Consider the following 25,688-nt stretch of genomic DNA (forward strand, 5'->3'; position numbering starts at 1 on the left):
GTGATGGCTTTCGGTTGAAGATTTCGTCTGGCTTATTCGAACTTGATCTGGGCTGTTGTAATAACCTTCTCCCAGCGACTAACGTCTTCTGCCATGAAAATGCGGAGCGCATCAGGCGTACTCGGCGCTGCTTCCATACCCAATTCAGAGAGTTTTGCCAGGACTTCGGCGTCTCCAAGTGCAGCTCGAATCTCGCGGTTCAAAATGTCGATCACATTTGCCGGCGTACCCGCCGTTGTGAGAAAACCGTACCAACTCTGGTATGAGAAGGAAGGTAAACCGGATTCGGCGACAGTCGGAACGTCGGGAAGCATCCTGCTCCTCGTCCTAGAGCCGACGGCAAGCGCTCTGATCTTTCCGCTTTGAATCAAAGGCAAGGCGGCTGGATCGGCAAAGGCGACGTCCACCTGACCACTCATCAGCGCTGTCATGATGGTTCCGCCCCCTTGAAAAGGAACGTGCAACAAATCGATGCCTGCCGATTGCTTAAGCAGTTCACCAGCCAAGTGTTGGGAGTTTCCAACGCCGCCCGAAGCATAGGTGAGCGCTCCAGGCTTGGCCTTGGCCATCGAGATAAGGCCTTTAACGTCCTTGATCGGAGACTGCGCTCCGGTCACCAACAGCGGAGAAATGATGACACCCATGGAGACTGGAGCCAAATCCTTCATCGGGTTGAAACTCAGCTTTCGACCCGATGCCGCCGCGATGGTTGTCGATGGTGTGCCAATCAGCAACGCGTATCCATCTGGGGACGCTCGCGCAACAATCTCGGTCCCGATCAGACCGGTCGCGCCCACTCGGTCCTCGACGATGACTGCCTCCTTCAGCGAGATTGCCATCTTGTTCGCGACCAGACGCGCAAGCAAATCGGGAGCTGAACCCGCGGGGAAGGGGACAACGATTCGGATAGGTCGGGTTGGAAATGCATCGGCAGCCAAGGCGTTGCTCGATACCGCAATGGAAAGCAGGGGAATGATGAGCATCAGAACCGCTCTGCTGTAGATCTTCTTCATGAAAAGCTCCTAATTAGTTGATGCACAAAATAAGGAAAAGATCAACTGGTCGGGCGCAGCGCGGCGTTGGTCCGAACGAGAATCTGTTCAACGCTTCCGTTCTCTACTGGAAGGTCTGACCATGCAGATGTAGATCTTCCCGTGTCCTTCAGTCCCGACGCTGTGGCCAGACAAATCACGCTGTCGGTTGGTTTGATCAGGTCGGCAATTCGAAGACGCTGCACGGCCAAGAAGGGCATGACACTCGCCAGTTCGAGAAAAATTCCTTCTTGCGAAGCCAGTTGCTCCTGCATGGCAACCAAGCCCTCGTTGCCAATCCTTATGGCGACACCTTCGGTCTTCCGAAGCGACCAGAGCGCTTGATACGTGCTTTGCGTGGCTGCCACGGAAGCTGCGAGAGTCTCATAGCTGGCGGCGACCGGCTCGACGATGTCGCCCCCTTTCTGAAGGGCCTCCGACAGAGAACCATGCGCTTCCGCCGCGATGAAACGTGGGAGTGCATGGATTCTCTGCGCGGCCAGGAGATCCATGAATCCCTGACAGATGCCGGCAAGCGCATCACCGTAGCAGACCGGCATTGCCATCCAGTCCGGCGCCTTTCCGAGGTCTGCGTAGATCTCGTATGCGATGGTCTTGTACCCCTCGATGCCGATGGGTGAGCTACCGACCACTGGCGATGTGTAAGGCGAAGTCAGGTACCAACCTGATTGCTCGGTCGCCGCCTTCAGGTAAGACCATCGCAGAGACTTGTCGGCCATCAATACGGCGTGCGCTCCAAACTTGCGAATCTGTGTCAGCATCGGCCCTGACGCACCTGCCATCGACGCAACCACACAGGCCATTCCTGCCTTGGCTGCATACGCTGCGAGAGATGCTCCGGCGTTTCCCGATGACGCTGTTGCCACGACCGTGGCCCCGGTCTGCTTTGCATGAGACACCGCTACGGTGCTGAGACGATCCTTGTATGACTGCGTGGGATTCTGTGTTTCATCTTTCACGTACAGATCCTGAATGCCAAATGCGCGTCCTGTCCTTTTGGCTGAAGTCAGCGGCGTTGAACCCTCACCCAAGGTGACGAAGCTATCGCCTTCTACCGGAAGCAGTGCTTCATAGCGCCACATTCCAAGACCTGCATTTGCGACACCTTCGAAATCGAAGTCGCGATATGTCTGTGACGGGTAACTGACACGAAGATTCGATGGCGCCGTCGGAGCGCAGACAACGCAACCGGATCCTCGGTAGGCCAAAGGGTATTGCGCGTTGCACCGAAGGCACCTTAAGCAGACTGCGCTATTCATGACAAAACGGTCAGATTTCCATCGTCTTCGTGCAGCAACTCAATGCCGTTGGCTCGAACGACTATGGTGTTCTCGACTTGCAGACCGCACCACCCCAACTCGTAGTACGGCGTCTCGACACACATCACCATTCCCTCTTCGATCAACTGATCGTTGCCGGGGGTGAGATTGGGAACGTCGTAGCCATCGACTCCGATCCCGTGTCCGACATGACTTCTGGCGTAGTGCGGAATTCCGGCCTTTCTCGTTGCCTGCACGGCGACTTCGAACACAGCGGAAGCTTTGACGCCGGGCCGTATGACGTCGAACGCAGCCATTACTCCGGCATGCAACGCCTGGTGGTACTTGCGAACTCGCGGATCTGGCTCTCCAAACGTGGCAATTCTCGCGATGTCGGCACGGTAGTGCTTGTATCGTCCACCCACGTCGAAGCGAATGACGTCGCCACGCTGTAGCGTAGCTTTGGAAGGATGCACATTGGGCATTGCGCTGCGCGTACCGAAACCGATGCACCCAAGAACAGGGGTAGCGTCGTCTTGAACTGTCTGCGTGTGGAACGCGCGCGCCATCTCGATTTCGCTGATTCCAACGCGCGCTTGCTTCAAAGCGGCTTTGACTGACCGTTCGGCAATTGTTGCCACAGTGCGGAGTCGGCGCACTTCTTCGTCAGTCTTGACTGCCCGGACCCCTCGGAACAACTCCGTGGCCTGAACCAGCGAGGCACGCGGAAGCTCTCGTGCCAGATGCTCCCATTGTCCTGGCAGCAGACCAAGCTCATCTACAGCCAACGTGGCGGACTCCAAGCCGTCCTTGCGGATGGACTCAATGAGCGCGTTTAGCGCGTTCTTGCCGTCGGGCAGTGCGTAGAGCTCCTGCTGACGCGAGTCCAGTGCTGTCATCGGAGCTTCGGAGGTATCCATATGGAAATAGCCGAATCTTGTGATGTTCGGGATCCATACATCGTCTTGGTCGGCGAGTTGATCCAGCAACGAGGTCGGGGCAAGGATTCGCGAGGCCTGCAGTTCCCTGACCGGTAGCACGACAAACGCTTGAGGCCCGCGTCGAATCCACTGGGAGAGCGCCCAGTAGCCGCTTGAGTAAGTGACGTTTTCTGGCGATGTCGCGACAAATGCATCGATACCGCTTTTGCGGCCGGCCTGGACCAGACGATCCTTGTTAAGAAGACTTGTTTTCATGGGTTCTCAATGGTGTTTGACGGCTGTCGCACCCAGACCTGCACTGCGAAGCGGCAAAGGTTGCGGCTTTGAATTCGGTGAGTACCCGAGTGCGCCCGAGCACTTCGCGGCCGCGCCGACCACAAGATTTGCTATCGCAGCCCAATCCTTCTTGCTGTGCTGCGACGTGAGAAATGCGACGCTGATCGCGGCTATGGCAGCCGCCTGACTGTTTCGGATCACTGCGCCGATGGAGACGATGCCCAGCTCGTTCTCTTCATCCGAGATCGCATAGCCGCGTTTGCGGATGGCTTCCAGTTCGCGATTGAGGGCATCGATGTCGGTGATCGTCCTGGCAGTTCGGGCCGCGTAGGGCGCGGGTCCGAGAACGGCTTGCGCCTCATCAACCGGTAGTTCGGCGATGAGGGCCTTGCCCATGGCTGTCGAATGCGCCAGCACCCGCGAGCCCGCTTCGGCGCGAATCGCGATCGCCCCGCTGCTTTGGACGGTATGCAGGTAGACGACGTTGTTCTGTTGGATGACGCCTAGATAGCCATTGAGCTGTCGATGGTCTGCAAGCAATTTCAGTTCGGCTGCGGCATTCATGTACAGAGCGTCGCTGCGAACCATCGACGACCCAATGGCAAGTGCCCGGTAGCCGAGACGATAGCGACGCGTCTCGACGATCTGCTGCAGATATCCAGCTTCTACCAACGTGTTCGCCAAGCGTTGGGCGATGGACGGGCTGATATCCAGCGCACGCGCCAGTTCACGAATACCCATGGATTCCCCACTGCCGTCGATTGCATCAAGCATCGCGAGACCGCGAAACAAAGATTGATTGGTTGACATATGTTCCTATAATCGGTACAGTGTGCCGATAAATGAATTATCAGTTTCCATTCTTTGCTTGTCAAGGAGGCGCTCGCTATAGGCGCGTGCGCTTTTTGCGAGCTGTGGCCGCGCTTTAGGCAAGAAAAATGGCGAAGTCACAGCAGCTTTGCAACCACTCCAAGGGCGCGTCATTGCGACATCGCGGTTCTGTTCATTGGTCGTGGGCGGAGATGTCCGAAGCACAGAGCCGTTCCAGGCTCTCGTTTACATGGACAGGTTTCTCTGTTTTTGGAATTGCCAAGTAACGGACGCGCCGCGAACTACGGCTGAGACACTCATGCCGAGCTTGGGCTCAATCACCGGACGCCAGGGCACCAGACTGAAACCCAGTCCATCGCTGACCACTGCGAAGCGGCCGCTGGCGAGTTGGACGGAGCGGCGGTAGATACCAGTGGCGATTTCACCGTCAAGGAGCGGGCGATAGGCCAGCCCGATCTGCTCTTGGAGCGCCTTGGCCGCCGTCGTCAATTCGCGCCGTCGCAAGGTGGACAACAGGTTGCCCGCGAGCACGATGCGCGAGCCTCGGTGCTCTGCCAATCCCTGCTCGACTAGGAAGTGCGCGCGGCTTTGCATCGCATCGCGTACCTGGGCACCAAAACCTTGCGCTGCCAAGCCGCTGCCGCCTCCCACCAATTGCTTGTCCAGCCAAGTCGCGCCAACGGCGCGCACCTGCTGGTCGATGGACAGGTGCGAGCGCAGCTCGATGGTCGGGCCCGTAGCTTTCTGCCCATCGTGCTGCCGAGCCTTCTCCGTCAGGTCCGGTGGTACTTGCCAGACGCCATCAGCAATGCGCTCCACGATGCCTGCACGGCGTAAGGCTTCAAGTCGGCGCACGTGGGCATCGACAGTGGATTGCGGATCTCGACCGTTAGCCTGCTTTAGCTGGGCCAGATGCTCGGCGGTCTTGTAGATGCCGTCTCGGGCGCCGGTCGCGATGTTTCGATCAACCACTCGCTCCTGTCCTGGGGGCCTCGCCTCCACGATACCGCCCATCGGCAGCGCCGTCAGGTCGGCACCGGTCGGCAACTTCAGGTAGTGCGCCCGGCCATCGATGCCATCGAGCACCAAGTAGCCCCGGTCATGGAGCTCATCGGCCAAGCCCTTGCCGGCGATGCGCCCGATGAGCGGTGCTGGCAGACTCGCTTCCATCACCAGTTCACGCTCCTCACTTTTCATCGCCCGGTGCATCGCGCGCAGGATGTCTCCGCGCTCGCCCATGGCGGTCAAGGTCTGTTCCATGCGTGGTACCAGCCGCCAGCGGTTCGCGTCGACCCGCTCGGCCAGCGCCATGGCTTCGAGCCGCTGCAGTCGAGCGCGCAGCATGGTTTGGCGCTCGCGGTTGTCCGAGGTTCCGGTCAGGTCCACCACATCGACCACCGCCTGCCGCAGCAACGCGCGGTCCAGGCTGGTCAGTCGCTCCTGCTCCACCTCGCGCAGGAGCCCTTGGCGGATCTCCAACTCGGTGCGCGGACCGAGCCACTCGGTCGCTATCTCGCTGGCACGCATCCGCATGCCGTGGGCCATGTAGTCCGGGGCGATGACCAGATCGTGGCCTTTCTTTCCTTCGCCCGCCCGTCCGCGCAGAACGACGTGGGTGTGCGGGTTGTCCGTGTCCCAATGGTCGACCGCCACCCAGTCCAGCCGGGTTTCCAGGTCCGCCTCCATGCGCCGCATGAGTTCGCGTGTGTAGCTGCGCAGCTCTTCAAGCTCCCCAGCGTCCTCCACCGAGACGATGAAGCGGAACTGATGGCGGTCGCCCTGCCCTCGTTCCTCGAACGCCTTGAGGTCAACGGCGTCAGTCGCGGCGCCGTAGGCGTGGCCGCGCTGGCCGTCGCAGGTGACTCCATCGCGCTCGATGTAGCGCAAGTGCGTGGCAACCGAGTTGGCGGCGGCTTTCTTGAGGACCACGAAGCGGGACTTGACGACCACGCGTCGGGCGTTCGCGCCGAGGCGATTGCCAGCCATGCCCGCAGCCACGCGGCCGCGACCGAAGGTAGATGCTGGCCGCGCACCGCGCGGCCCCGGAGCAACCGCGCCGGCCTTCGAAACCGCCTTCAGGACTTGCGAGACGAAGCGCTGCGAGCGCGGCCCGGAACGCGATTTCGGCGCAGCTGGCTTGACGCGGAAACGGTCGTCATCATGCGCATCCCTACGCGACGCCATGGCTCAAGCTCCAGCGTAGTGGGGCGCACGGCGACGCACACGGCACGCGAACGTCCTGGATGGCCAGTGGCATTGCGTGCCCGCGCGGCACAGGCACTGCAAGGTGCCGTGCCGCGCCAACCCCGCGTGCAGACTGGCTTGGCAGGCCGAGGCGTGCCGACCCTTTTATCTTGCCCTCCGTCCCCGCCCCTCGCATTCGCTCCCGGCTCCGACCCATCGCCAGCCGCGCACGGGGTGCGCACCGCTGCCCAAGGGCCAGCGGCGGTGCAGCAGCCGCTGCACGCTGGCGACCAGACTTCTGCACATCGGAGCGCAGCGCGAACCACGTCGGCGCTGGCAGGGCTGCGGTTCGGCGACACGCCGGCTGTGCAGTTGGGCGCAGCGTCGGCCCACGCGCGGTGCAAGTTCGGCGCTTGCGCGGACGCACACAGATCCACAACGAGATCACCATTCGGCGACGGAGCGAATCAAAGCTCATGGCGTGCCCCACGTCCACAGTGGCCGCGCGATGCCGATCACGGCAGACGCGGCGATGGGACCAAAATAGCGGCTGTCAAACGACGCCGGGTTCGTGTTGCTAAGCAGGAAGAGCTCTCCCCTTCCCAGGTGTCGGCACTGTTGCCAGTCAGTCAGCGGTCGACGCATCCCATCATGCGTTCGCGCGGTCGCGGCAATGTCGCCGTCGATGCGGATCACTTGCTCTTGCACGCATACCGACTGCGGTGCCACAGCGCCTATGCGCTTGAGGAGCGGCACGCCGGATGGCAGGTAGCCGCGCTGCGCCGCGAACGCAGCGACCTCAGCGGGAAGCTGGGCCAGCACGATGCTGCCGACGTGCAGCGAGCCAGGGCTGGCGACGGGATCGACGCTGTACCAGCCGCGCCGTACGCTGTCGCTCGGGTTGTAGATCAGGAGCACCCGGCCGTGCGCCGGCATCGTCAGGACGGCCGGCGCGCACAGCGCCGCGAGGCCGAGGCCCATCCAAGCCAAGAGCAGGCGCCTTCTCGTCGTCATGATGATCGCAGTGCGTAGCCCGCAAGGTGCGCCGCATGCCGCTCGGCGGTGTAGGTCGGCAACGGCTGGCGTGCAGCCAGCCGGTTGCCGACCATGCGCCAGAAGGCCACCGCCGCCGCGCACGGATCGATGCCCGAGGCCTCAATGGCGCCGATCGCTTCGAACACGGCCTTGACCTGCTGTTCGCCATCGGCGCGCAGGAGGATTTGCGCGCTGGGCGCCACGCCGGCGACGCGCTGGGCATCGTCGAACGGCATCGGTGCTTGCAGCACCATGAGCTGCCATAGCGCGGTGCCGTAGTCGTTGCCGATCCACTTCACGCGGCAGCAAACCGCGCCCGGCTCGAACACCGCAACGCGGCGCCAGCGGTCCAGGACGCGTTCGCGCACGGGCTTGCCGAAGCGCAGCCACACGTTCACGCGATGCTCGACGAAGGCGAGCGACACATGCATCTGGCTGGGCATGTGCATGGGCGGAGATGACAGCGCTGACAGCTGCGAACTTTGTAGAGCATGGACATCGGGCTGCGTCACGACGTGTCTCCCCCGAACTCCCGCTCCAGCAGTTCGCGCAGCATCTCGGCCGCAGTGACGCCGCGCCGGAACGCAACCATCTTGATGCGTCCGCGCAGCGCAGGTGTCACATCGATGGTCAGGCGCGCGGTGTAGACCGATGCTTTTGCAGCAACCTCAGGCACATCTGGTTGCCGAACCCATGCCGATGCAGGATCGGCAGCAGGCCTGCGGCCGATCGGCGCCCGCTTCGGCGCCCGCTTCGGCGCCCGCTTCGGCGCAACGGATACCGGTGGTCTGGTCATTGCAACATCTCCCGCACCACTTGGGCGAGCGCCGCGACCTCGCGCGCGGCTGCACATCGCGGCGCTACTTCGCATGCAAGCCGGCCCGCTGCCACGCTGTCGGCGAAGACGATGCGCTGCGAGACTTCTGCGCTCAGGGCAGGGAATGGCTGGTCCGCCAGAGCGGCACGCGCCTCGCGCCCGATGACAGTCCCGACGACGCGACGGTTGACCACGAATGCCGCGCGCAGCTGCGGCCGAAAGACCTTGGCCTCGGCAACAAGGAGCACCATCTCATGGCTGGCCCAGACGTCGTAGGCACTGGGCTGGACCGGGATCAGCACCAGGTCCGCGGCCAGCAGCGCGGAGCGTGCGAGGGCTGCGACCCGGGGCGGTCCATCGATCACGACGAAATCGCTCCCCAGCGCAATCTGCGGCGCCTCCTGGTGCAGCGAGTCCCGCGCAAGCCCGAACACACCGCAAAGCCTCTCCTGGCCGTTCTGAAGACGTCTTTGCGCCCAGTCCAGGGCCGACCCTTGCGGATCGGCATCGAGCAGCGTCACACGACTTCCTGTCATCGCGAGCTCGCCTGCGAGGTGCGTGGCAAGCGTGGTCTTGCCTGCACCGCCTTTCTGGTTCAGCAGCGCGATGACCTTGCCGGGCTGACGTCCACGGCCTTCTGGAAGACGGTTTTCAGCGCCAACGGATGAGGCACTGCCCATTCTTTGGGCGACGGTGTTTTCCCTTTTATCCATGGTTATGTATTCAGTTAGATAAGTTAAGGAAGGCCGATACCGTTGCTGGGCGTGGCTTGCCGGCCGGTCCGTGCGTGTGATTACCCGAGCCCTTTGCGGGCGATTACCCGAGAGCCATGCGGGCGATTCCCCGAGTCCGGCCACAGCTTTTCCACAGAGTCTTCACCATGGGCTGTGGACAAGTCAGTTGCCGAAGCAGAGCGCGGCCAGCTCCGGAAACGCAGCCACTCGGTACCACCCGCGCGCTCGATGGCGAGCCAGTAGCCGGGGAGTGACTGCCGGTGCACCAGGCGCCGTAGCTGCAGCGCGAAATCGCTGTAGCGCTGCAGGCTGGCGGACTTCACATAGAGGTGCCGCAGGTCGAAGCGCCACCCAGCCTGCTGCTTGCCCCCGTGCTTGCGCACCAGCCTGTAAAGCCAGCGCTCGATGCCGCCGGACAGCCGGAAATACGCCGGGTCCAGCGTGAGCACGAGCGCGTTGTCCATGACGCCCGAGAAGAACCAGTCAGCCAGGATCAGCTCGATGCCGTCGGAACGGCCATCCGCGCGCAGGTGCTCCTTCCACTCGTTGATCCACGAGAAGCGGTGCAGCCGCTTGCCCGCGGGCTGGCGAATGGACGTGGCCACCGTGGTGGATTGCAGGCGGTCCAGCGCGGCCTTGAGCATCCGGTAGTCGGTCTGGCCGGTACCGCGCTGGGCGAAGCGCAGGATCTCGTAGGGTGTCGCCGCCATCAGGCGGGAAGGGCGGATGCCGTCGTCGCGCGCCTGCACGATCTGGCTCGCAGCCCAGATCAGCACGTCGGCATCCCAGATGGTTGCGATGCCGTGTTCAGGCACCCCTTCGACGGTGAGCAAGATGCCACCGGCCTCGAAGCGGATGGGCACCACCCTGCGCGACTTCGCCAGCGAGAAGAACGGATAGGCCATGAGGTCCTGTGCATCACGCGGTGCCATGCCGCCCGCCGGCAATGCGCGGAAAAGCTGAAGCTGTTCGCGTTCGCTGGAGCGCTTCGACACGACGGAACCTCGGCTGGACGGGAGCACTTCAGCCAATCAGCGAACCGAATCCCGTTGCACATAGCCGGGATCGGAGGTCATGTCGTAGGCGCGGCTGTCGGCCCAGCTGCGCAGGTCCTCGGCCGCGTAGACCACGCGCGCGCCGAACTTGCGAAAGCGCGGCCCGCCGCCCAGCACACGCTGCTTCTCCAGCGTGCGCGGTGACAGGCGCAGGAGGGCCGCCGCCTCCTCCGTCGTCAGGAATTGCGCCTGCGCAGTCGAAGCTTGGACAGCAAGCTGCGGCGCACCCGCTGCCGTGCCGTGAGAAACCAGAGAACTCGCACCTGCCATGAAGGCCTCCATCGACGGGGGTCACCGACAGGCGGGATGCCGTCGGATGGAGGCAGTCTCGGGAAACGCCGCTCAGTTGAGCAGGGAGATATTCAGTGCACGGGTTCGTCTCCCTGGGCACCAGGGCACTTCCGGCGAACGCCGGCCAAGGCGAGGTAGCCGCCGCGCATCAAACCCTCGGCTCGTGAAATGAGGTACCGGACTTGCGCGCGCACTTCGCTATCGGCATGCCAGTGCCGGCGCACGGCCTCGGCGCCGAACAGGGTTTCGGCAATGTCACGCTGGGCTGCGCCGGCCTGGGTCGCGTCGAGCGCCTGCAGGGCGCGAAGATGCAGCAGGCAGGTGCGGGTCGCAGGCCGTGCAAGCAAAGACTGCGGCAGATGGCCCTCGATCGCCCGGGCGTGCGCCTGGTAGTCGAGCAGGCGCGTGCGCAATCGCGCATCGAGCGGGATCGCAAAAGTGCAGGGCAAGCCGTCCTCCAGCTCAGTGGACAGCGAGGTCCGCAGGCCCCGCAACCCGGTGCCGACTGCCATGACCAACTCCGAGCCCGCATGCGCAAGGCGCTTGCGGCCGAGAATGCGCCAGAGGCTGAAGGTCTGCCGGACTCGTGCATCGTGCGCGGACATGGCGCGCACATGCAGCAGATCCTCGGTGCCGACGATCCACAGAGGCTGCGCGTCGCGCGCATCGAGGTGCGGGTCTTCGCCAACATCGCAAGCCCCAGCGGGGCGCGACGACCTGGCGCCGGCGGAATGCACCGCGAGCCCAATCCGCGCGGTAGCCGGGATGGCGCCGCAGATACTCCCAAGCCAGCGCAGGACCATCGAGGTCCAGCGTATAGAGGTACGCGGCTGGCGCGCGCCAGGGCGCAGCGGAATCGACTGGGTCGCGATGGATCGTCAAGGCGAGAGCTCCATTCGGTGGGCCGGAGAAGCTGCCACGATGCGCGCTGTCATGGGTGGCTTTTGAGGCCACGAGGGGTCGCGCAAAAGGCTTCGCGCTCAAGCGACGTCGGGTGTTGCCTCTCGCCGCAATATGCGAAGGCAGACTGAATTTTCTGTCAGTCGTTGATCGAGCCGTCGCGCATCGCATCGGACGTATAGGCCGACAACGGCTGGCGCGCCTTGAATTTCGGATCGGCCACGATACGCAGGCCTTTCGGGCCGCGCGCATCTTCGAGGGCCGATAGGCTCACATGCCCCAGTTCGGGGAACCCCGTCCCGGCATCGCACAGCCCATAGGCCCTGTCGCCATCGACATCGAGTTCGGTCAGCAGCCAGACCGCCCCAGCGTCGAGCGTGTAGAGCTTGACAACCGGGAGCGGATCAGGAGCTTCACCACGAGCACGGGCCGTCCCGTTAGCCAGCATCTGACTGCGCTGTTGTTCGACTAGGAAAGTCATGAGTTTCTTCCCTGCAGGCGTTCCGGATGCTACTGCTGCCGGTTGAGATAGCGAAGCCACACCGGCTACTCGTCAACGGCTAGATTCGATCCGAAAAGCCTGGTCAGTAAGGATTGAGTTAAAGATAACGTGGTTTAAATTGTGCTGAATCTCGACGCTTCTGTCCATGCAGAAGCGAGCCATTCAGCGGGGGCGGCCATTGGGCGCAACAACCTTCGAGGTTGCGCCCGCCCGTGCCTTCGGGGCTGTGGTGCGCGCAACGAGAACCGAGGAGGGCGTCGCGCAGGAAACGTTGGCGCACCTGGCCGGTATCGAACGTTCACACATGGGCAAGATTGAGCGTGGCGAGCACATGCCCACTCTGGCCCTCGTATTCAAGATCGCCCGCGCGCTCGGCCGCAGTGCCGGCGAGCTGATGCTCGAGACCGAGGCCAGACTGCCGAAGGAATGGCATCAGCCTCCCGCAGAAGGCTGATCCCCGCGGCGCTACGCCACGATACGTCCCGCCATCCGGGCCTCACGCGCATAAGCGCTGATGGGCTTGTCGGCCCTGAAGTACAGATCCCGTTCAATGGGCAGACCCCATTTCCCGCGCAAGCCCTCCAGCTCCGCCAGGCTCACATAGCCCAGCTCGGGAAAACCTTGCCCGAGGTCGCAGAGTCCAAACGCGGTTTCGTCAGAATCGAGTTCGCTCAGCAACCACGTCGCGCCGGCGTCCGGTGTGAACAGCTTGACCACGGGCTGTGGATCGAAGTGGGGGTTCTCGGTCGACTCCCGGCCATTGGCCAGCAGTTGTTCGCGTTGGTCGTCGGTAAGAAGCTTCGTCATAATTTTTCCTTGAAAAAGGATGCAGAGCGGGATTGCCCGAGACCGAAGCCGCACGACGCAGCGCAGCCGTCAGGGTTCGCAGACGGCCGCGGCCGCAAGCGCACGACGTGCGCGCAGACCTTGACGGCGAGAACGCCGTGCAACGATGAAGGGAACAGAAAACCAGCCTCCTTCCCTGTCTTCGCTTGGGGCAAGCGGAGCGCGCAGGCCGGGAACGAAGTGAAGCCCGCAGGCGCCAGGGATGGAAGCCGAAGGGGCGAGACGCCATCGGCGGCTCGATGCGCAGCACGACAGCCCGGCCCGGCACCGCCGGGAGACGCACGAATGCCTTCGGCGCCGATGCGGATGCACGTCGATTCGTAAAACCTGCGATGCATCTCTGCACAAACCCACGAATCCGCAGAAATGCCTCTCGCACATCCACTGCTGCCCGTGCATCCGTAGAACCGCAAAATCGGGGTCACGACGATCCACAGATCAGGAAATCAGAAAACACGGATTGGTGCCAATCCGCACTTTCGCCATTCAGCGCGCACACGCAGATACGAGACGGCCCGCGACGAGTGCGGGCCATTGATGGAACCCAGAGGTAAAACGCCCCACCTGCTGGTGGGGCGCCGGGGCGACGATCAGTCGCCCTTGCTGCGCGACCAGATCAGGTTGTGCGCGCCGTCATCGCCCTCGACCAGACGGGCGTAGATGGTCGCCGGGAACGACGGGTCATCCAGCGTCACCGACAGATAGGGTCGGTCCGCCTTGCTGACTTTCTTCCATGCCGCGCCGATCTCGTAGCCGGTGCCCGCCACGATGCGGTAGTCCGGGGCGTTCTCGCTTTCCTTGTCACTGGGAGCGATCTTGACCTTGACGTTGAGCGTCAGGGTGCGAACCGTGCCGGTGAAGCCGTTGTTCTGTGCGGTGAAAGTGCCGATGTTGGCCATGATGAAATCCTTTCGAAGTTGACCAGGTCCGCGCCCATCGCGGCCTTGGCGTGATCCGGACGGTGCGGGTCCGGGCGCGTCGCACCGAAGGCCGCAACGCAGTGAAGGACCGGAAGGCCCGAGAAATTTGCTTCGCGAGGAAGACCGCAGGTCGGGGAAATTTGTCGGGCCGCACGGTTGCGGCGATGAAGCCCGAGGCGAAGCGCAACGAAGAGAAGCGCCGCCGTGCCCGCGCCAGGACTCACGGCAAATACAAGGCCGTGGGCGTGAACCTGATCCCGAAAGGATGCATAGCCCAGGCACTGGTGCCGCAGCAATGGCCTTCCGGTATGAGCCCGGAGCAGTCCAGGTTCAGCCCGGCTGACCAAGAAAGCGCCACCGGAACGCCCCACGGCGTCGAGGCTGCAGACGTGATGGCATCGGCGGCATGGAGATAGTCAGCCATCCACGGCGAGGGATTGATCCGTGACGCTCGATGACCCATCGTTCCCTGCCGTCAGACCCGCTGCCCGCCGCGGGCCGTCTCAAGCGCATCGACCTTCATGGCAATACGTGACTCGATGCTGGCCCGGTGAGCCGCAACAAGCGTGACAGTCCCGTCGAGCACGAGTTCGTGGTCGTCATGGGCCTGGACACGGAACGTCGCACTGCGCTCACCCAGTCTCTCGACCCATCCCCGTACGCGCAGACTTGTCGTCGGTGGAATCGGACCGCGATGCTCGATGTACACGGTGCGGCCCACCACCACTTCCACCATCGAATCGACATGCATCTGCATTTCGCGAATGCAGATGGATTCGACAACCGCGACCAGGTATCCGGTCGCCAGACATTCGATCAGCGTCTGCGCGTAGGCGCTGCCGTGCGGCAGCCTCGCAAACAATGATCGCGCAGTCTGGTCCTGCGGTACTGCGTAGGTTTCTTCAAAGCAGATTTCGCTGACGCCTTGTTGGTTCATGAGGATGTGAGGAGTGAAATCGTGGAGTTCTCCGAATCCGATCCAGAAGCGAACGCATCTGGATCGGAACTCTCACGATGCTCACGCGATGCACTGGTGCAGCCAACCTAGCGAGGCATACCTGGGCGAACCATGACGTAGAGGTTGCCTCGATTGCGAACTTCCCCGATGCCACTATGTGTCGATCGCCCCACCCGTCGCAAAATGAAAACGCGCGCGGCATACCTGCCGCGCGCGTTTGCGCTCGCACATCCAAGGCCCCGGCCTCCGGCCGGGTCCTCATTCCTATGCGCCTGTCGCCAGTTCCTCGCGGTCCTTGGCCTCGGCAGCGGCTTCATCCGCTTCCAGCACCGCTTCGATCCCCGAAGATGTCGGCGTCTCAGGGCCCGGTTCTGCCTCGCCCCTGAACATCAGCGGCAGCCACCCGGTCCCGGCCGCGAGCCTTTCAGCCTCGCTCGCGATCTCGGCCTTCTTGAGCTTGGACAGACGGGTCACGTGATCGGGCGCAAAGGCCAGCACCGCCTCCAGCGCCTTCGCCTTGGACACGTGCGCGAAGTAGCCTTGAGCGGTCGGCTTCCACCAGTCGTGCATGTCGAGGCTCACGGCCTTGGCCAGCCCGGCGGCAGGCACCTCGTCCTCGCGGGACGCCAGCACGCTGACTGTGGAAGCCACACACACCGCCAACAGCGACAGCAGTTCGCCCTGCGGCAGGGCCAGCAGTTCGGCAAAGAGGGCCTTGGGATCTTTCGGCAAGCGCGCCGCCCAAGCCTCGCTTACCTTGCCCATACCCACCGCCGCAGGAGAGTCCGCCAAATCCGGGGCATGCTGCGCCAGCCCATCCTGCGGTGTGGCGATGATGTCGATCGGCGAACTACCGGAACCGTAGCTGTCGAAGACCACGCGCAGCGCGAGCCGATGCACCATGGCCACCAGCGCCACCTGCGGATGCCGCGCGACCTCTGCCTGCAAGGCGGCCGTGCGGTGCGCGCTCAACCGCTTCGCCAGCTTCTCCGAGATGCCGGGCTTGGCCGACTCATCGGCATCGCCACCGTGGCCGCTGCGCTCCTCGCCTGCCGCGCTGGCCTCCTGCCGCTCCTGCGCCCGCAGCGCCTTGGCCTGTTCCTCGCGCAGCAGCCCACGGTGCACCACCACGCCGCCCATGTGATCCACCGACACCACGGCGCCGGCCATTTCCACCGCGCCGGGCGAATAGATCATCAGGGTCTGCTCGATCGCTTCCAGTTCGCTGCCGAGCCGGTCCAGTTCCTCATGGATCGCGCGCACGCCGTCATCGCTCAGTTCCGCATCTTCATCATCGAGGCGGTCCTGCAGTTCGTTCTGCTTTCCTTCGAGCTTGGCGATGCGCTTGGCCTCGGTCCTGTTCGGATCGCGGCGCGTGCGCCGCACCCGCTCGAAGAGGTGCAACTCGGCAGATGTGGCACGCGGCGCGACCTCCACCCACCCCCAGCCCTCCAGCTGAACCTGTTCGACGACGGCGGCGAGCTTGTTGCGCGCAAGCGTGTCCAGCAACCCGGCATCGGTGAGATAGCCTCCCTGCTGTTCGTCCGAGAACAGGTCGCGGCGCACACCGCCGCCTGCGGCCTCGTAGGCCTCCAACCCGACGAAGCGGGCCAGCGCATCCCGGCTGGCATCGATCTCTTCATGGGTCAGATGCTCGCGCAGCGCCTCGGGGCTGCGCTGCCACGCCGGGCTGTCGTAGAACGCGGCCTCCTGTGCCGCATGGTCGTCCGTGATGGCCAGCGCCATCAACTGGTCGAGGGTCACGGCCTCGGCCTGATAGTCCGCCAGCAGGCGCGGCGAGACGTTGGCGAGCCGCAGCCGCCTCTTGACCACCAACGGCGTCACACCGAAGTCCGCAGCGATGGCCTCCACCGAGCGGCCCTCGGCCACCAGAGCCTTCCATGCGCGCAGCTCGTCCACGGGCCCCATGGCCTCCCTCTGCACGTTCTCGGCCAGACTGGCCGTGCGCGCCAGCGTGTCAGCCACCAGCAGGCAAGGCACCGGCCAATCCTCTGCGATGTGCCGCTTCCTCGCGAGCAGCTTCAAGGCCGCGAGGCGCCGCCCGCCGGCGACGACCTCGAATTCTCCGTCATCGCCGGAAGCAATCACGGTGAGGTTTTGCAGGAGGCCCAGACGCCGGATGCTGGCAGCCAACGCAGCAATCGACGTGCAAGCCTTCCGGCGTACGTTGCGCTTGGACGGCCGCGAACGCAACCGCGAAAGCGGCACCAGTACCATGTTCTGCGCAGGTACGGCCGCTTCAAGGGCGGAATCTTCTGGCGTATCAACAGTATTCATGATCGAACTCCTGTCCCATGTCGGGACGTTGGAAAACAAAACTGGAAAAAACGAAAGCCGAAACTGGGTTCAGAGGGTGGGTCTGTGCATAGGCGCTCTCCTTGGTGTGTGGGCTCCGCAGGGGCCGCGAAGCCCTTTCGCGGCCATAGAGGCCGGCTGGGGCCGGCGCGGGTGCGCCGTCAAGGGAGAACAGCGAAGGCGCTGGCGCGGCCCGCAGGCGAAGCCGAGGACACGGGTGCCGCAGCGGCCCTTGACGGGAGGAGCGCCCGCAGAGGCCAGGCAAGCCGCACGCAGCGCGGCGCGCAGGTGGCGCGAAGCAACGCGCAGCGCCACCGGAGAGAAAGAGATCGAGGGAGTCGGCCAGCAACGGCCGCCAGCCAGGCTCACGCGCGCAGCGCGCACGCAACGGGAAGAAAAAGGGGCCGAAGGCCCCAGCAGCTACATCAGCCCATGCTCAGCCATCGAGTAGATGACCTCGCCACCAACGATCAGGTGATCCAGCACCAGCACGTCAACCATCGCCAGCGCGGTCTTCAAGGTCCGAGTCAGCGCCTCGTCGGCCCGCGAGGGCTCCGCCACCCCTGCGGGGTGCCCGTGGACCAAAAGCAGCGCAGCGCTGTTGCGCGCGAGCGTCTCCTTGACCACCTCTCGCGGATAAACCGACGTCTGTGTCACCGTCCCGCGGAACATCTCCACGTAGTCCAGTACACGATGCTGCGAATCGAGGTGCACCACCGCGAACACTTCGTGCTCCAGCGGCCCATGTCGCAGACGCAGGAAGTCCCGCACCGCCGCCGGCGATGTCAGGATGTCGCTACCACGCACCCGCCCCGCTAGCAGCCGCTGTGCGGCCTGCAGCACTTCATTGGCCTCGGCTGGACGGTATTCGCCCGCGACATCACGAACGAGAAGCGAAACACAAGCGGAAGACTCGAAGGAAGCGAGGGAAGAAAATTGATCGTGCGACATGGTCGGCTCCGTGAATCGGGCGGGATTGCCCGAGACCAGAAGCAGCACGGCGCAGCGCAGCCGTCAGGGTTCGAAGACGGCCGCCAGGACGCAAGCGCACAACGTGCGCGCAGACCTTGACAGCGAGAACGCTGTGCTACGGTGAAGGGAACAGCAAGCCAGCTCCACTCCGTGTTCATCTGCCTAAATTGCAAGCACAGCGCGCAGGCCTGCAGCATCGCGAAAGGCCGCAGGCGTCAGCGATGGAAGCCCGCAGGGGCGATACGCTATCGGCGACTCGATGCGCAGCACGCCCAGCGCGGCCCGGTTTCGCCGGGAGACGCACGCAAATCCGTGGAACCGGAATGTCGTTGTTCCGCTTTTGGCGCCCTCACCCGGTCACAAGATCTCACAAAAGGATGCAGGAGGCTGCCGCCGCTGAAAACCGGGCGGCGCAGCTCTCCTGCGTACGGCCGCGTTGCTGCGGTTAGCAGGCAAGCAACTGGCCGCAAGCATCCCTCGGCTCACCAGAACCGCCACCACGGCCGAGAACGAACCGACAGTGGACGCGTGTCCAGCGGAGCGCTCAGGGTCGCTGCAGGACCCATGCGTCGGCGAAACTCAGCCTCGTAAGCGTGGGCATATCCACGCGCGTGCAGCACGCCACGCAAGGCTTCCCGACGCCAGTCGCGCGCAAGTGCAGAAAGCTCCTCGTCGGAGAGTTCGCTCGGATCCGTCATGGACCGATTTTGGCGCAGCAGAGATTGAGGTCAGCTGTAGACAGCCGATCAAGACGCACCGTCAGAGGCTGAAGATATCGGCCTGAGCCACTCTGCCGCTGCCTCCGAGGGAGACATCGAACGCAGATGAGCGTCGCGCCTGAGATCCACAGCGACCTCCTCCAGTTGCACGGGAGCTACCGTGTGCCAGTGCTCATGCAGCCGCTCGGCGCACTCGGCAATCCATTGGGTCGGCGACAGCTTGTCCATGCCGACATAGTACTGTATGTTTATCCAGTCCGTCCAGTAAAATGCATCGAACCCCAAGAACAACATCGAGGCGACGCCATGATCCATTCCAACCTCGCCCCAGCCACTGCGCGGGTGCTTCCCTTCGCGCCCCCGCAGCGAATCGTCAGAGGCTCGTCCTGGCCCTTTCCAGTGGCAACGCGCGAGGAGTTGAACACCCACGCCGCGCGGGTCATCGCGACCACGTCGCGGCACTGGCTAGTATCCCGATGATCCAAGCCTGAGATGATCGCTTTGGCGGTATGCGCGCCGGTCACGACAGCAGATTGGTTCAGCGCAAGCGGCTCAAATCTTGAATGCACGGGCCGCTGGGCGCATGTGACGCGAAGCGAGAAGTCAGCGCGATAGCTCCTCGAGCGTCTTGCCGCTGGTCAGGGCTTCCTTCAACCACCGTGGCTGCGGCCCGCGACCGGTCCACGTGTGTCCCGCTTCATCGCGATAGAGCAAACTCGACGGACGCCTCTTGGACATCTTTTTTGGTTTGCTCTCGGCCTTCGTCGGCTTGGCGCCTGCGGCGGTGAACTCATCGAGCGTCCTGCCCGCATTCAGAGCATCTCTGAGCCAATGCGGCCGAGATCCGCGACCGGACCAGACATTGCCTTGGCCATCGCTGTACTTTGCGGAGTGACTTGGGGCCGCCGTCTCCTGCTTCGACCTGGTCGGACCGGACTTGGCCCCGACGCCCAGCTGCTCCGCGGTCAGACCGTAGTGCTTGATCGCGACCTTGATCCTGGAAACCACTCCCTGGATCTCACTGTCTCGCAACTTATCCGCCTGGCGTTGCAGCGCTTCAATCTGCTTCTGAATCTGCTTGAAGGTTTGAGCCATGGAGGTTATCTTGAAGTCAATTACAGGCGAAGCTTACTGCTTTCTGAAAGCGCCCCACCGTGCGAGCTTCCAAGCGGCCTCGCATTGCCTCGAAGACTCAGATGAATCGCAACCCAAGATAAGCAAGTTCAACACGGAGGTCCTGCCTCTCGCATGTCGCCCCACTGGGACAATGTCTGCAACGCAAGTGGGCTCCGTCATTCGCGACCGCAGCCTGAGTTCATGGTCTCGTGCACATTCCAGCAGTCCATTTACCCGAGAAATCTCCTCTCCAACAATCAATCTCAATGTTCTACGAACATAGCCTGTCGCCAGCGCGCGGCGACATTTTCTCCATGTCGGCGACTCGATCGAGGCTGCCGCCATCCGGCGTCGAAACCGATCGAATGTTTTCTGGTCAAGCGCTCCAATTGGCACTGCCGACCCGAGACGGAAGTACGCAATCAGCGCTGCTTGGCAGAGCAGACAGTAGACTGCTGGCACCGCCTCCATCTTGAGTCACCGCGCTGACAATCGAGTGAGCTACCCGATCGGTGCGCGAACTCTGCACGCATGCGAGTTTGGAGCCCGAGGGCTCGGTGCTCGCCGACATCGGCGCAGCTCCGAAATAGCGTGTATTCCAGTGTCGGTGCCAATATGAAATTCTGAAAGACGCTCGTAAGGACTCAATGGCTGCTGTATTAGATGACCTGCTCAACGACGGCCGGCTGGCGCGGCTGTTCTCGAAGGATGCCCGCCACTGCGCGCTCCAGCTGTGGATCTTGCAGATCAAGTCCGAGCAATCGATTGAAAATCGCATAGTCTACGGCCGCCTGCTACCCTACAGCCATTCCAGAGACAGCTGGTCAGGCAGCGACGACGACAGATTCCATAGCTTCGGGCAAGTCCAGGCCCAGGTTGCGCGCCTCAACCTGTATGTCAAAAGCGTCCACTGCGCGGACCTGCTACGGCAATTGAGCGCTGGCCGAGCTGTCTCGGCAATCAGCAATGAGCTGAAGCTCGGTCTCGCGGACCTATTGAATGCGAGGTTCGGAACGACCGCGCTCGCCGCAGAGGACCTGGTCTACCGCCCCGTCGCCTACCTCCTCAACCGCGACGCGTTTGACCGGCATTCGTCCTCCAGCCCGCATGGCGGAGCCGGCGCCTTCAGCGCTTCGATAACCCAGACCGACAAGGGGGCGCTGTTCCGCCTGGGCCAAGACTATGACGTCGCCCTGACCGCATCCGTGATCAAGCAACTCAACGCAGATACAGGCCTCGACTTCGGTGGCGCCGATACCACTCGATTTGGCGACCTTGAGTTGCTGGTCTTTCCTGCGCTGGACGACCAGGAGCGGCGCTTGCTGAGCGTGAGCTGGGCCGATGCCCCGCATGCCCTGGTCGCCCGTTTTAATCCGATGCAGGTCCCGCACTACAGCGGCTTCCAGTTCCGCCTGAGCATCGCAAATGACGGCCGAATCGTTCACGCGGTTGTCGCCACGGCAGAACGCGATGCAGAAGACGTGTTTGAGTGCAAGTTCGAACTCGGCGAACAGCTACGCGCGATGACCGACAGCACCGAACTGGAGATCTTCGGCTTCCACGGTGACCATCCCCGCGAGGGTTCACTGTGTTGCCGGTGGCGGATCGGGTACTTCCGGGAGTTTCATCTTCAAGGGCATGTGGCGGGCAACGGGGCTAACCCGGTCAAGTTCGACTGGCTGGAAAAAACAACTCGGCCGTCCGTGTCGACGCGGGTGAAGGCAGCCCTAACGATCAATCGTGGCAACCTGGGATTTACCAACCGCATCGGCGGGCGTGAGGCGGACCCTTGGGTCCCGGTCAACCGCGATCTCATATCTCTTTTTGCGCGGCTCCATCCGCCGCAATCGGAGGGGCAGTTCTTCCTGCGCTGGGGCAAGGGCGACGGCGCAGGACGGCTGCAATTCGTGGAGTGGTTCAGAGCGCTACTGGCCAAGTACCAGCAGCACCAGATGGTCATTTTCGATCCCTATTTCGAGACCGCGGGCTTGGGTTTGGTGTTGCTCTGTGCGGCGCCGGAAGCCAATTACATCGTCTTCAGGTCCCTACCCAAGCCATCCAAGGAAGGCGAAGCTACGCCTGGCGAATCCGACAAGCCTACCTCTGACGGGATTAACAACCTGGTGGCCAGCTGTGAGCACAACCGGCACCTACTGAAGCGCATGAACCTCCGCATCTACGGCCTGAAGGATGGCCGGCTGCATGATCGCTACATTCTGATCATGGGACCTGAAAGGCTACCGGTTGCAGGCTTCAACCTGTCCAACTCGTTTCAGAAAGCCGCCGAAAACCACCCCTTGCTGGTTACTCCGATCCCTGCGGATATTCTGCTCAAGGTTGAGCAATACAAGGTTGGGCTGATTCAGGAAGCCGAGGCGGCGCAGACCGAAGGCGAGGCCGAGAATCCCAACATGCGGCTTCTCTTCGACTCCACGGCGTCGTCAACGGCGCCGCGACGCTACGAGCCACTACGCTTCCTCGAGAAGGCGCTGGCAGGCGACGCGCTGAGCGTATGGACCGGCGAGCCGTCGCTAAAAGGCTTGAGCGGCGATCCGCTGAAGGAGCGGATGGCAGCGCTGATGCTGCTCAAGGATGACTCGCTCACGCTGCCCGAGACGGCAGGCCTGCGCAATTGCCTGGGCCAGCAGGCGGGCGATTTCGCGGACTTTACGGCGACCTGGGAGGTGCTCGGGGAGGTGCTCGCGCATTCACGCGCCGGGGATCGCCGCTTTCGCGAGCTTGAATTCGAGCGTGGCTTTCTGGAGTTCCTGGCGCGGTTTCTCAAGGCATCTTTCTACCGCGCTCACGACGAGGTGGACAAGGAATTGTTCGTGACGGACGCTCGGTTTTTTCGGGCGCCGGTAGAGACCCTGCTACGCAGCTCCTATCACCCACATCACTTGTTTCATGCGACAAAATACGCAGCTCTGACCTGGCCGGAGTACTTCGCCATCAGGTTTCTGTGGTGGTATGCCCCAGACGCCCTGCTCTCCATCGCCGAAGCCCAAGTGGCAAGCGCACCTATGGAGCCTCAAAGCCCGGACGCGGTGCGACTGTCCCTGTTGAGCCAGATCGTCAGCGACATCTCGCTGTCGATACAGTTCGAGATCAGCGAGGTGCAACGGGAACGCCTCGTTCGCAGCCGCAATGGCCTGCTGCAATGGATGGGACTGAATGCGATTGAGATGCAGCTGGAAAAGCCGGAAGGGCTTGCCACAGTTCTGCAGTTAGTGGCCGCCTTTGCCTACCCGGAGCGGGTGCGTGCCCTGGGCTGGATGGTTCATCACGCGGCAGGGAACCCGAAGAAAGCCGAGATCTACAACGGCCTAGTCGCGGCACTACACGAGGCACTGCCGGCGACCGTTCCCGATGGAGAGCTGAGGCGGCTGGTCGACTCCATGCGCGGACATATGCGGCAACTGGCGTGGACCGAGCCGTGGCTGTTCCAGGATGTGATCTCTCCCTTGTTGAGGAACGACCGCGCCAGCACTGACGATGCGTGCGAGATCTGGGTTCAGGAGCTGGTTGCCTTGCTTGGCCCGGAACTGAAGCGCCAGCCGCGGCAGTTTGCCCGAGCGCGTGAGGGCCAGACGACCGACACCGCCGCGTTTCTCTTCGCCTACAGTGGCTCCAAGCGAAAGCAGGCCAGTCTGATGTCCATGCGGGCGATCCTGAAACGGCAGCGACGAATCGTGCAACAGCCCCTCGCCAGCACTTCAGGCTGGGCGCAGTGGGACGATGCCCTGGTGGTATCGATGTGGATTCTGGCGTTCGCCCGAAGGTGTCAGTACCACCTGTGGGCGCGCGGCATGACCGACCGCGAGTTAGAGGAAGTGTCACGGGGCGCCCACGAGCTTGCGATGGTCAGGCCGATGAGCGAATGGCGGTCCGGGGGCGCCGGCAAGCAGGGCGAGCTCGCCGCGTTCCTCGACTAGGCGGCGGAAATTTCCACCTCAAGTGACGAGTCGAAGAGGAAAATTCAATAGCTAGTTCATGAGATGGAATCGGAACAATCAGCTCTTATTTTGGCAAACGCCATGTCGAACCAATCGCCCAATCCGGCACGCTCTCAATCTGCTCGATGAACCTGTTGTGCCCGCGATCGAACCAAAGAAAGAACTACGTATTGAAGTGTCTGGAAATTCCGGGCAAGCAGTCTGTGCGCTACGGATTTTGCGGAACGTCGTCTGTGGCCAGGCACGAGATTCCCCCAATCCGATGGTTTCGATAAGGCGCGGGCATGTTATATGGCGTATGTAGAGACTCTCAATAAGCACTCGCAACGCTGCCGACGAGAGCACGAGACTGCGCGTTGCGCTTGCAGGCAGCGAGCCAGGATTAGGCATGGCCCGAGTCGCCTAAAACCGAAATCTGAAGTACGCTGTGTCTTGTGTTTCAACTTCAACAACTGCCTAGATGCAGTGTTTTAGGCTTCGGCGTGATGCCGACCCGAAAGGACCTGACATGCTTGATTTTCTGCCCGCGTTTTGCCTCGAACAACCCCGGCGTCTGTTGACGCTTGGGCGCGCGCTCGCGTGCGCCGGCTGGCTCATCCTGTTTGCGGGCGCGATAGGCCACGCAGCCACAAGCGCCACGGCGGCAATTCACAGCATCGCCAAACAGGCGGGCGTGGCGAGTACGTTGGCGGATATCTATCCATCCCAGCCCACCTGGTGGGTGCCGGAATCGATCGTTGGCTGTTTACCCGCCGTGATGCTGCTAGCGCTTGGCCTGTGGCTCGTCTCACTCGGCAAGCAGTTGCAGCGCCTCCTTCGTGGCTAAGCGAACCGGCCGTGCCTTGCGCTCAGGAAGGGTGACAGGAATTGTTTCCCTCGTTTGAATCTGTGAGTGACGAGGACGAGCGTGACCTTGCCGGACTCGAACCGGCATGGGGTAAGGTCGCAGCATTCTTTCGCACTGGGCATCGCTTCGGTCATCCCAAAGGGTCGATGCGTTGCCAGTCACTTTTCGAAGTGCATCGCCTTCTCGATGTCTTTCGCAAGCGCTACGAAGAGGGCAATACGCTCTCGCTGCTGCAAGCCATCAGCATGTGCGCGGAAGAAAATCTGCCGTTGCCGCAATGGCTGGCAGAAGCCTTCCGCAAGAGCATGGACAACTTCCTGCAGCCCGGCAAAGTGCATTCGCTTGACGAAGTCTTCACAGCCGCCAACATCCCGACGAACTCGCCCAAGAAGGCGGCTGCTGCCCGTCTTGACTGGCAGCTTGGCGGAAAGATCTGGCACGACGTGTGGGATGCCGTACTGGCAGATGAGACGCTGGTGTCGTTCGATGGCGCAGTCAGCCGGACACTGGCGGCGCGGGACTATGGCGTCGGCAAAACCAAGGCGAAGGCGCTGATCGGCATGATCGAGAAGAGCCAGTCGGAGTTTCTGAACAAGGACGCGTCGCTTTCGGCGTTTTTGACGAAACGGCGAAAACGGATGACGTAGCGTGGCCTCTTGCCTATCGTGACGGCAGTGCGCAGTACAGCACGCTCCTCACGAAAGGATTTATCTTGGTCCGTCTTCCCAAGCTCACCGATATCGCTGCCTTGGTGCAGGTCCTTGAACGCAACCCCTTCGGCGCTCTGGTCTTGCTCCTGCTGACGTTGAGCATTGCCCTGGTCGTATGGGTCGCGCATTGACCCATGCGTGTTCATGCCGTCGCCGTGAAGTGGCTGTTGGTAATGAGTGCCAACAGATTGGAAGCGGATATCCACGATGGTGGCCCGGTACGGCCGAGATCAGTCTGAAGGGGCCTTCGGGCCATGCTTACCGCGCCTCGCCGCGAAATCAGCGCGTGCGGATCGAACAGGAAATCGGCCAAAGCGGATGTGAGCTTCATGCTCACTGCTCTTCCTCAGTTTCGTCACCCCAGTAGCAACTAATTCGCCACGTGCGCGCACTTGTATTGCTTGCGCCGAGGCGCGTCTTGTTGGGTTTTCCCAAGTTTGGTCCGGACGCA

At 62.6% G+C, this 25,688-nt stretch carries 27 protein-coding genes; 6 read left to right on the forward strand and 21 right to left on the reverse strand.

Going from position 1 to position 25,688, the window contains the following annotated elements; genetic code table 11:
* Window positions 1-32: 32 nt before the first annotated feature.
* From E5P2_RS24605 to E5P2_RS24665, 14 genes are all read right to left on the reverse strand, one after another.
* Window positions 33-1,013 carry a Bug family tripartite tricarboxylate transporter substrate binding protein gene (locus E5P2_RS24605; protein ID WP_162569731.1) on the reverse strand — a complete coding sequence of 327 codons (981 nt, stop codon included), beginning with the start codon at window positions 1,011-1,013 and terminating at the stop codon, window positions 33-35.
* Between the two features lie 41 nt (window positions 1,014-1,054).
* Window positions 1,055-2,134 (reverse strand): pyridoxal-phosphate dependent enzyme, encoded by a 1,080-nt coding sequence (locus tag E5P2_RS24610; protein ID WP_162569732.1) that lies wholly within the window; start codon window positions 2,132-2,134, stop codon window positions 1,055-1,057.
* A gap of 173 nt (window positions 2,135-2,307) precedes the next feature.
* Window positions 2,308-3,507: a M24 family metallopeptidase gene (locus E5P2_RS24615; RefSeq protein ID WP_162569733.1), complete on the reverse strand. Its 1,200-nt coding sequence runs from the start codon at window positions 3,505-3,507 to the stop codon at window positions 2,308-2,310.
* A 6-nt stretch (window positions 3,508-3,513) separates the two neighbouring features.
* Window positions 3,514-4,338, reverse strand: coding sequence for an IclR family transcriptional regulator (locus tag E5P2_RS24620; protein WP_162569734.1), 825 nt, complete (start codon window positions 4,336-4,338; stop codon window positions 3,514-3,516).
* Window positions 4,339-4,584: 246 nt separating this feature from the next.
* Window positions 4,585-6,543 (reverse strand): DUF3363 domain-containing protein, encoded by a 1,959-nt coding sequence (locus tag E5P2_RS24625; protein WP_162569735.1) that lies wholly within the window; start codon window positions 6,541-6,543, stop codon window positions 4,585-4,587.
* A gap of 474 nt (window positions 6,544-7,017) precedes the next feature.
* Window positions 7,018-7,557 (reverse strand): S26 family signal peptidase, encoded by a 540-nt coding sequence (locus tag E5P2_RS24630; RefSeq protein ID WP_162569736.1) that lies wholly within the window; start codon window positions 7,555-7,557, stop codon window positions 7,018-7,020.
* Window positions 7,554-8,027: a DUF2840 domain-containing protein gene (locus tag E5P2_RS24635; RefSeq protein WP_232080831.1), complete on the reverse strand. Its 474-nt coding sequence runs from the start codon at window positions 8,025-8,027 to the stop codon at window positions 7,554-7,556. The genes E5P2_RS24630 and E5P2_RS24635 overlap by 4 nt, the downstream gene beginning before the upstream one ends.
* Before the next feature lie 59 nt (window positions 8,028-8,086).
* Window positions 8,087-8,374: a chromosome partitioning protein ParB gene (locus E5P2_RS24640; RefSeq protein ID WP_162569737.1), complete on the reverse strand. Its 288-nt coding sequence runs from the start codon at window positions 8,372-8,374 to the stop codon at window positions 8,087-8,089.
* Window positions 8,371-9,075 (reverse strand): ParA family partition ATPase, encoded by a 705-nt coding sequence (parA, locus tag E5P2_RS24645; protein ID WP_232080832.1) that lies wholly within the window; start codon window positions 9,073-9,075, stop codon window positions 8,371-8,373. Before parA ends, E5P2_RS24640 begins: the two co-directional genes overlap by 4 nt.
* A 113-nt stretch (window positions 9,076-9,188) precedes the next feature.
* Entirely contained in the window at window positions 9,189-10,124 is a 936-nt protein-coding gene (locus E5P2_RS24650; protein WP_232080833.1) for a replication initiator protein A, read from the reverse strand.
* A 36-nt stretch (window positions 10,125-10,160) separates the two neighbouring features.
* Window positions 10,161-10,454: a helix-turn-helix transcriptional regulator gene (locus E5P2_RS24655; protein WP_162569738.1), complete on the reverse strand. Its 294-nt coding sequence runs from the start codon at window positions 10,452-10,454 to the stop codon at window positions 10,161-10,163.
* 92 nt (window positions 10,455-10,546) lie between these two features.
* The gene (locus E5P2_RS37870; RefSeq protein ID WP_232080834.1) at window positions 10,547-10,987 is read right to left on the reverse strand and encodes a DUF2285 domain-containing protein; all 441 of its coding nucleotides are present in this window, start codon (window positions 10,985-10,987) and stop codon (window positions 10,547-10,549) included.
* Complete coding sequence (locus tag E5P2_RS37875) at window positions 10,938-11,627, reverse strand: transcriptional regulator domain-containing protein (RefSeq protein WP_332107558.1); 690 nt, start codon at window positions 11,625-11,627, stop codon at window positions 10,938-10,940. The genes E5P2_RS37870 and E5P2_RS37875 overlap by 50 nt, the downstream gene beginning before the upstream one ends.
* Window positions 11,515-11,856: a DUF2958 domain-containing protein gene (locus E5P2_RS24665; RefSeq protein WP_162569739.1), complete on the reverse strand. Its 342-nt coding sequence runs from the start codon at window positions 11,854-11,856 to the stop codon at window positions 11,515-11,517. The genes E5P2_RS37875 and E5P2_RS24665 overlap by 113 nt, the downstream gene beginning before the upstream one ends.
* Window positions 11,857-12,022: 166 nt before the next feature.
* Here E5P2_RS24665 and E5P2_RS24670 point away from each other — a divergent pair, with 166 nt between their 5' ends.
* Window positions 12,023-12,331 (forward strand): helix-turn-helix domain-containing protein, encoded by a 309-nt coding sequence (locus E5P2_RS24670; RefSeq protein WP_162569740.1) that lies wholly within the window; start codon window positions 12,023-12,025, stop codon window positions 12,329-12,331.
* An 11-nt stretch (window positions 12,332-12,342) separates the two neighbouring features.
* Here E5P2_RS24670 and E5P2_RS24675 read toward each other — a convergent pair whose 3' ends face one another.
* Entirely contained in the window at window positions 12,343-12,684 is a 342-nt protein-coding gene (locus E5P2_RS24675; RefSeq protein WP_174262696.1) for a DUF2958 domain-containing protein, read from the reverse strand.
* A 629-nt stretch (window positions 12,685-13,313) separates the two neighbouring features.
* Window positions 13,314-13,622 carry a DUF736 domain-containing protein gene (locus E5P2_RS24680; RefSeq protein WP_012747205.1) on the reverse strand — a complete coding sequence of 103 codons (309 nt, stop codon included), beginning with the start codon at window positions 13,620-13,622 and terminating at the stop codon, window positions 13,314-13,316.
* 185 nt (window positions 13,623-13,807) lie between these two features.
* Between E5P2_RS24680 and E5P2_RS24685 the strand changes: the two genes are divergently transcribed.
* Window positions 13,808-14,059, forward strand: coding sequence for a hypothetical protein (locus E5P2_RS24685; RefSeq protein WP_232080836.1), 252 nt, complete (start codon window positions 13,808-13,810; stop codon window positions 14,057-14,059).
* 59 nt (window positions 14,060-14,118) lie between these two features.
* Here E5P2_RS24685 and E5P2_RS24690 read toward each other — a convergent pair whose 3' ends face one another.
* The 4 genes from E5P2_RS24690 to E5P2_RS38195 form a co-directional block, all read right to left on the reverse strand.
* Complete coding sequence (locus E5P2_RS24690) at window positions 14,119-14,580, reverse strand: thioesterase family protein (RefSeq protein WP_162569742.1); 462 nt, start codon at window positions 14,578-14,580, stop codon at window positions 14,119-14,121.
* 285 nt (window positions 14,581-14,865) lie between these two features.
* Window positions 14,866-16,899 (reverse strand): ParB/RepB/Spo0J family partition protein, encoded by a 2,034-nt coding sequence (locus E5P2_RS24695; protein ID WP_162569743.1) that lies wholly within the window; start codon window positions 16,897-16,899, stop codon window positions 14,866-14,868.
* A 438-nt stretch (window positions 16,900-17,337) separates the two neighbouring features.
* Window positions 17,338-17,868, reverse strand: coding sequence for a JAB domain-containing protein (locus E5P2_RS24700; RefSeq protein ID WP_162569744.1), 531 nt, complete (start codon window positions 17,866-17,868; stop codon window positions 17,338-17,340).
* Between the two features lie 1,343 nt (window positions 17,869-19,211).
* Complete coding sequence (locus E5P2_RS38195) at window positions 19,212-19,703, reverse strand: H-NS family nucleoid-associated regulatory protein (RefSeq protein ID WP_162569745.1); 492 nt, start codon at window positions 19,701-19,703, stop codon at window positions 19,212-19,214.
* A 668-nt stretch (window positions 19,704-20,371) separates the two neighbouring features.
* On the opposite strand from E5P2_RS38195, the gene E5P2_RS24720 reads away from it, so the two are divergent.
* From E5P2_RS24720 to E5P2_RS38200, 4 genes are all read left to right on the forward strand, one after another.
* Window positions 20,372-23,659: a VPA1262 family protein gene (locus tag E5P2_RS24720; RefSeq protein WP_162569746.1), complete on the forward strand. Its 3,288-nt coding sequence runs from the start codon at window positions 20,372-20,374 to the stop codon at window positions 23,657-23,659.
* 529 nt (window positions 23,660-24,188) lie between these two features.
* Window positions 24,189-24,506, forward strand: coding sequence for a hypothetical protein (locus E5P2_RS24725; RefSeq protein ID WP_162569747.1), 318 nt, complete (start codon window positions 24,189-24,191; stop codon window positions 24,504-24,506).
* Window positions 24,507-24,568: 62 nt separating this feature from the next.
* On the forward strand, window positions 24,569-25,174 hold the full coding sequence (locus tag E5P2_RS24730) for a hypothetical protein (RefSeq protein ID WP_162569748.1): 606 nt from the start codon (window positions 24,569-24,571) through the stop codon (window positions 25,172-25,174).
* Between the two features lie 65 nt (window positions 25,175-25,239).
* Entirely contained in the window at window positions 25,240-25,368 is a 129-nt protein-coding gene (locus tag E5P2_RS38200; protein WP_269475701.1) for a hypothetical protein, read from the forward strand.
* Window positions 25,369-25,379: 11 nt separating this feature from the next.
* Here E5P2_RS38200 and E5P2_RS24735 read toward each other — a convergent pair whose 3' ends face one another.
* Window positions 25,380-25,568: a hypothetical protein gene (locus tag E5P2_RS24735; protein ID WP_162569749.1), complete on the reverse strand. Its 189-nt coding sequence runs from the start codon at window positions 25,566-25,568 to the stop codon at window positions 25,380-25,382.
* Window positions 25,569-25,688 lie beyond the last annotated feature (120 nt).

The sequence above is a fragment of the Variovorax sp. SRS16 genome, from assembly GCF_901827165.1.
Taxonomy (GTDB): domain Bacteria; phylum Pseudomonadota; class Gammaproteobacteria; order Burkholderiales; family Burkholderiaceae_C; genus Variovorax.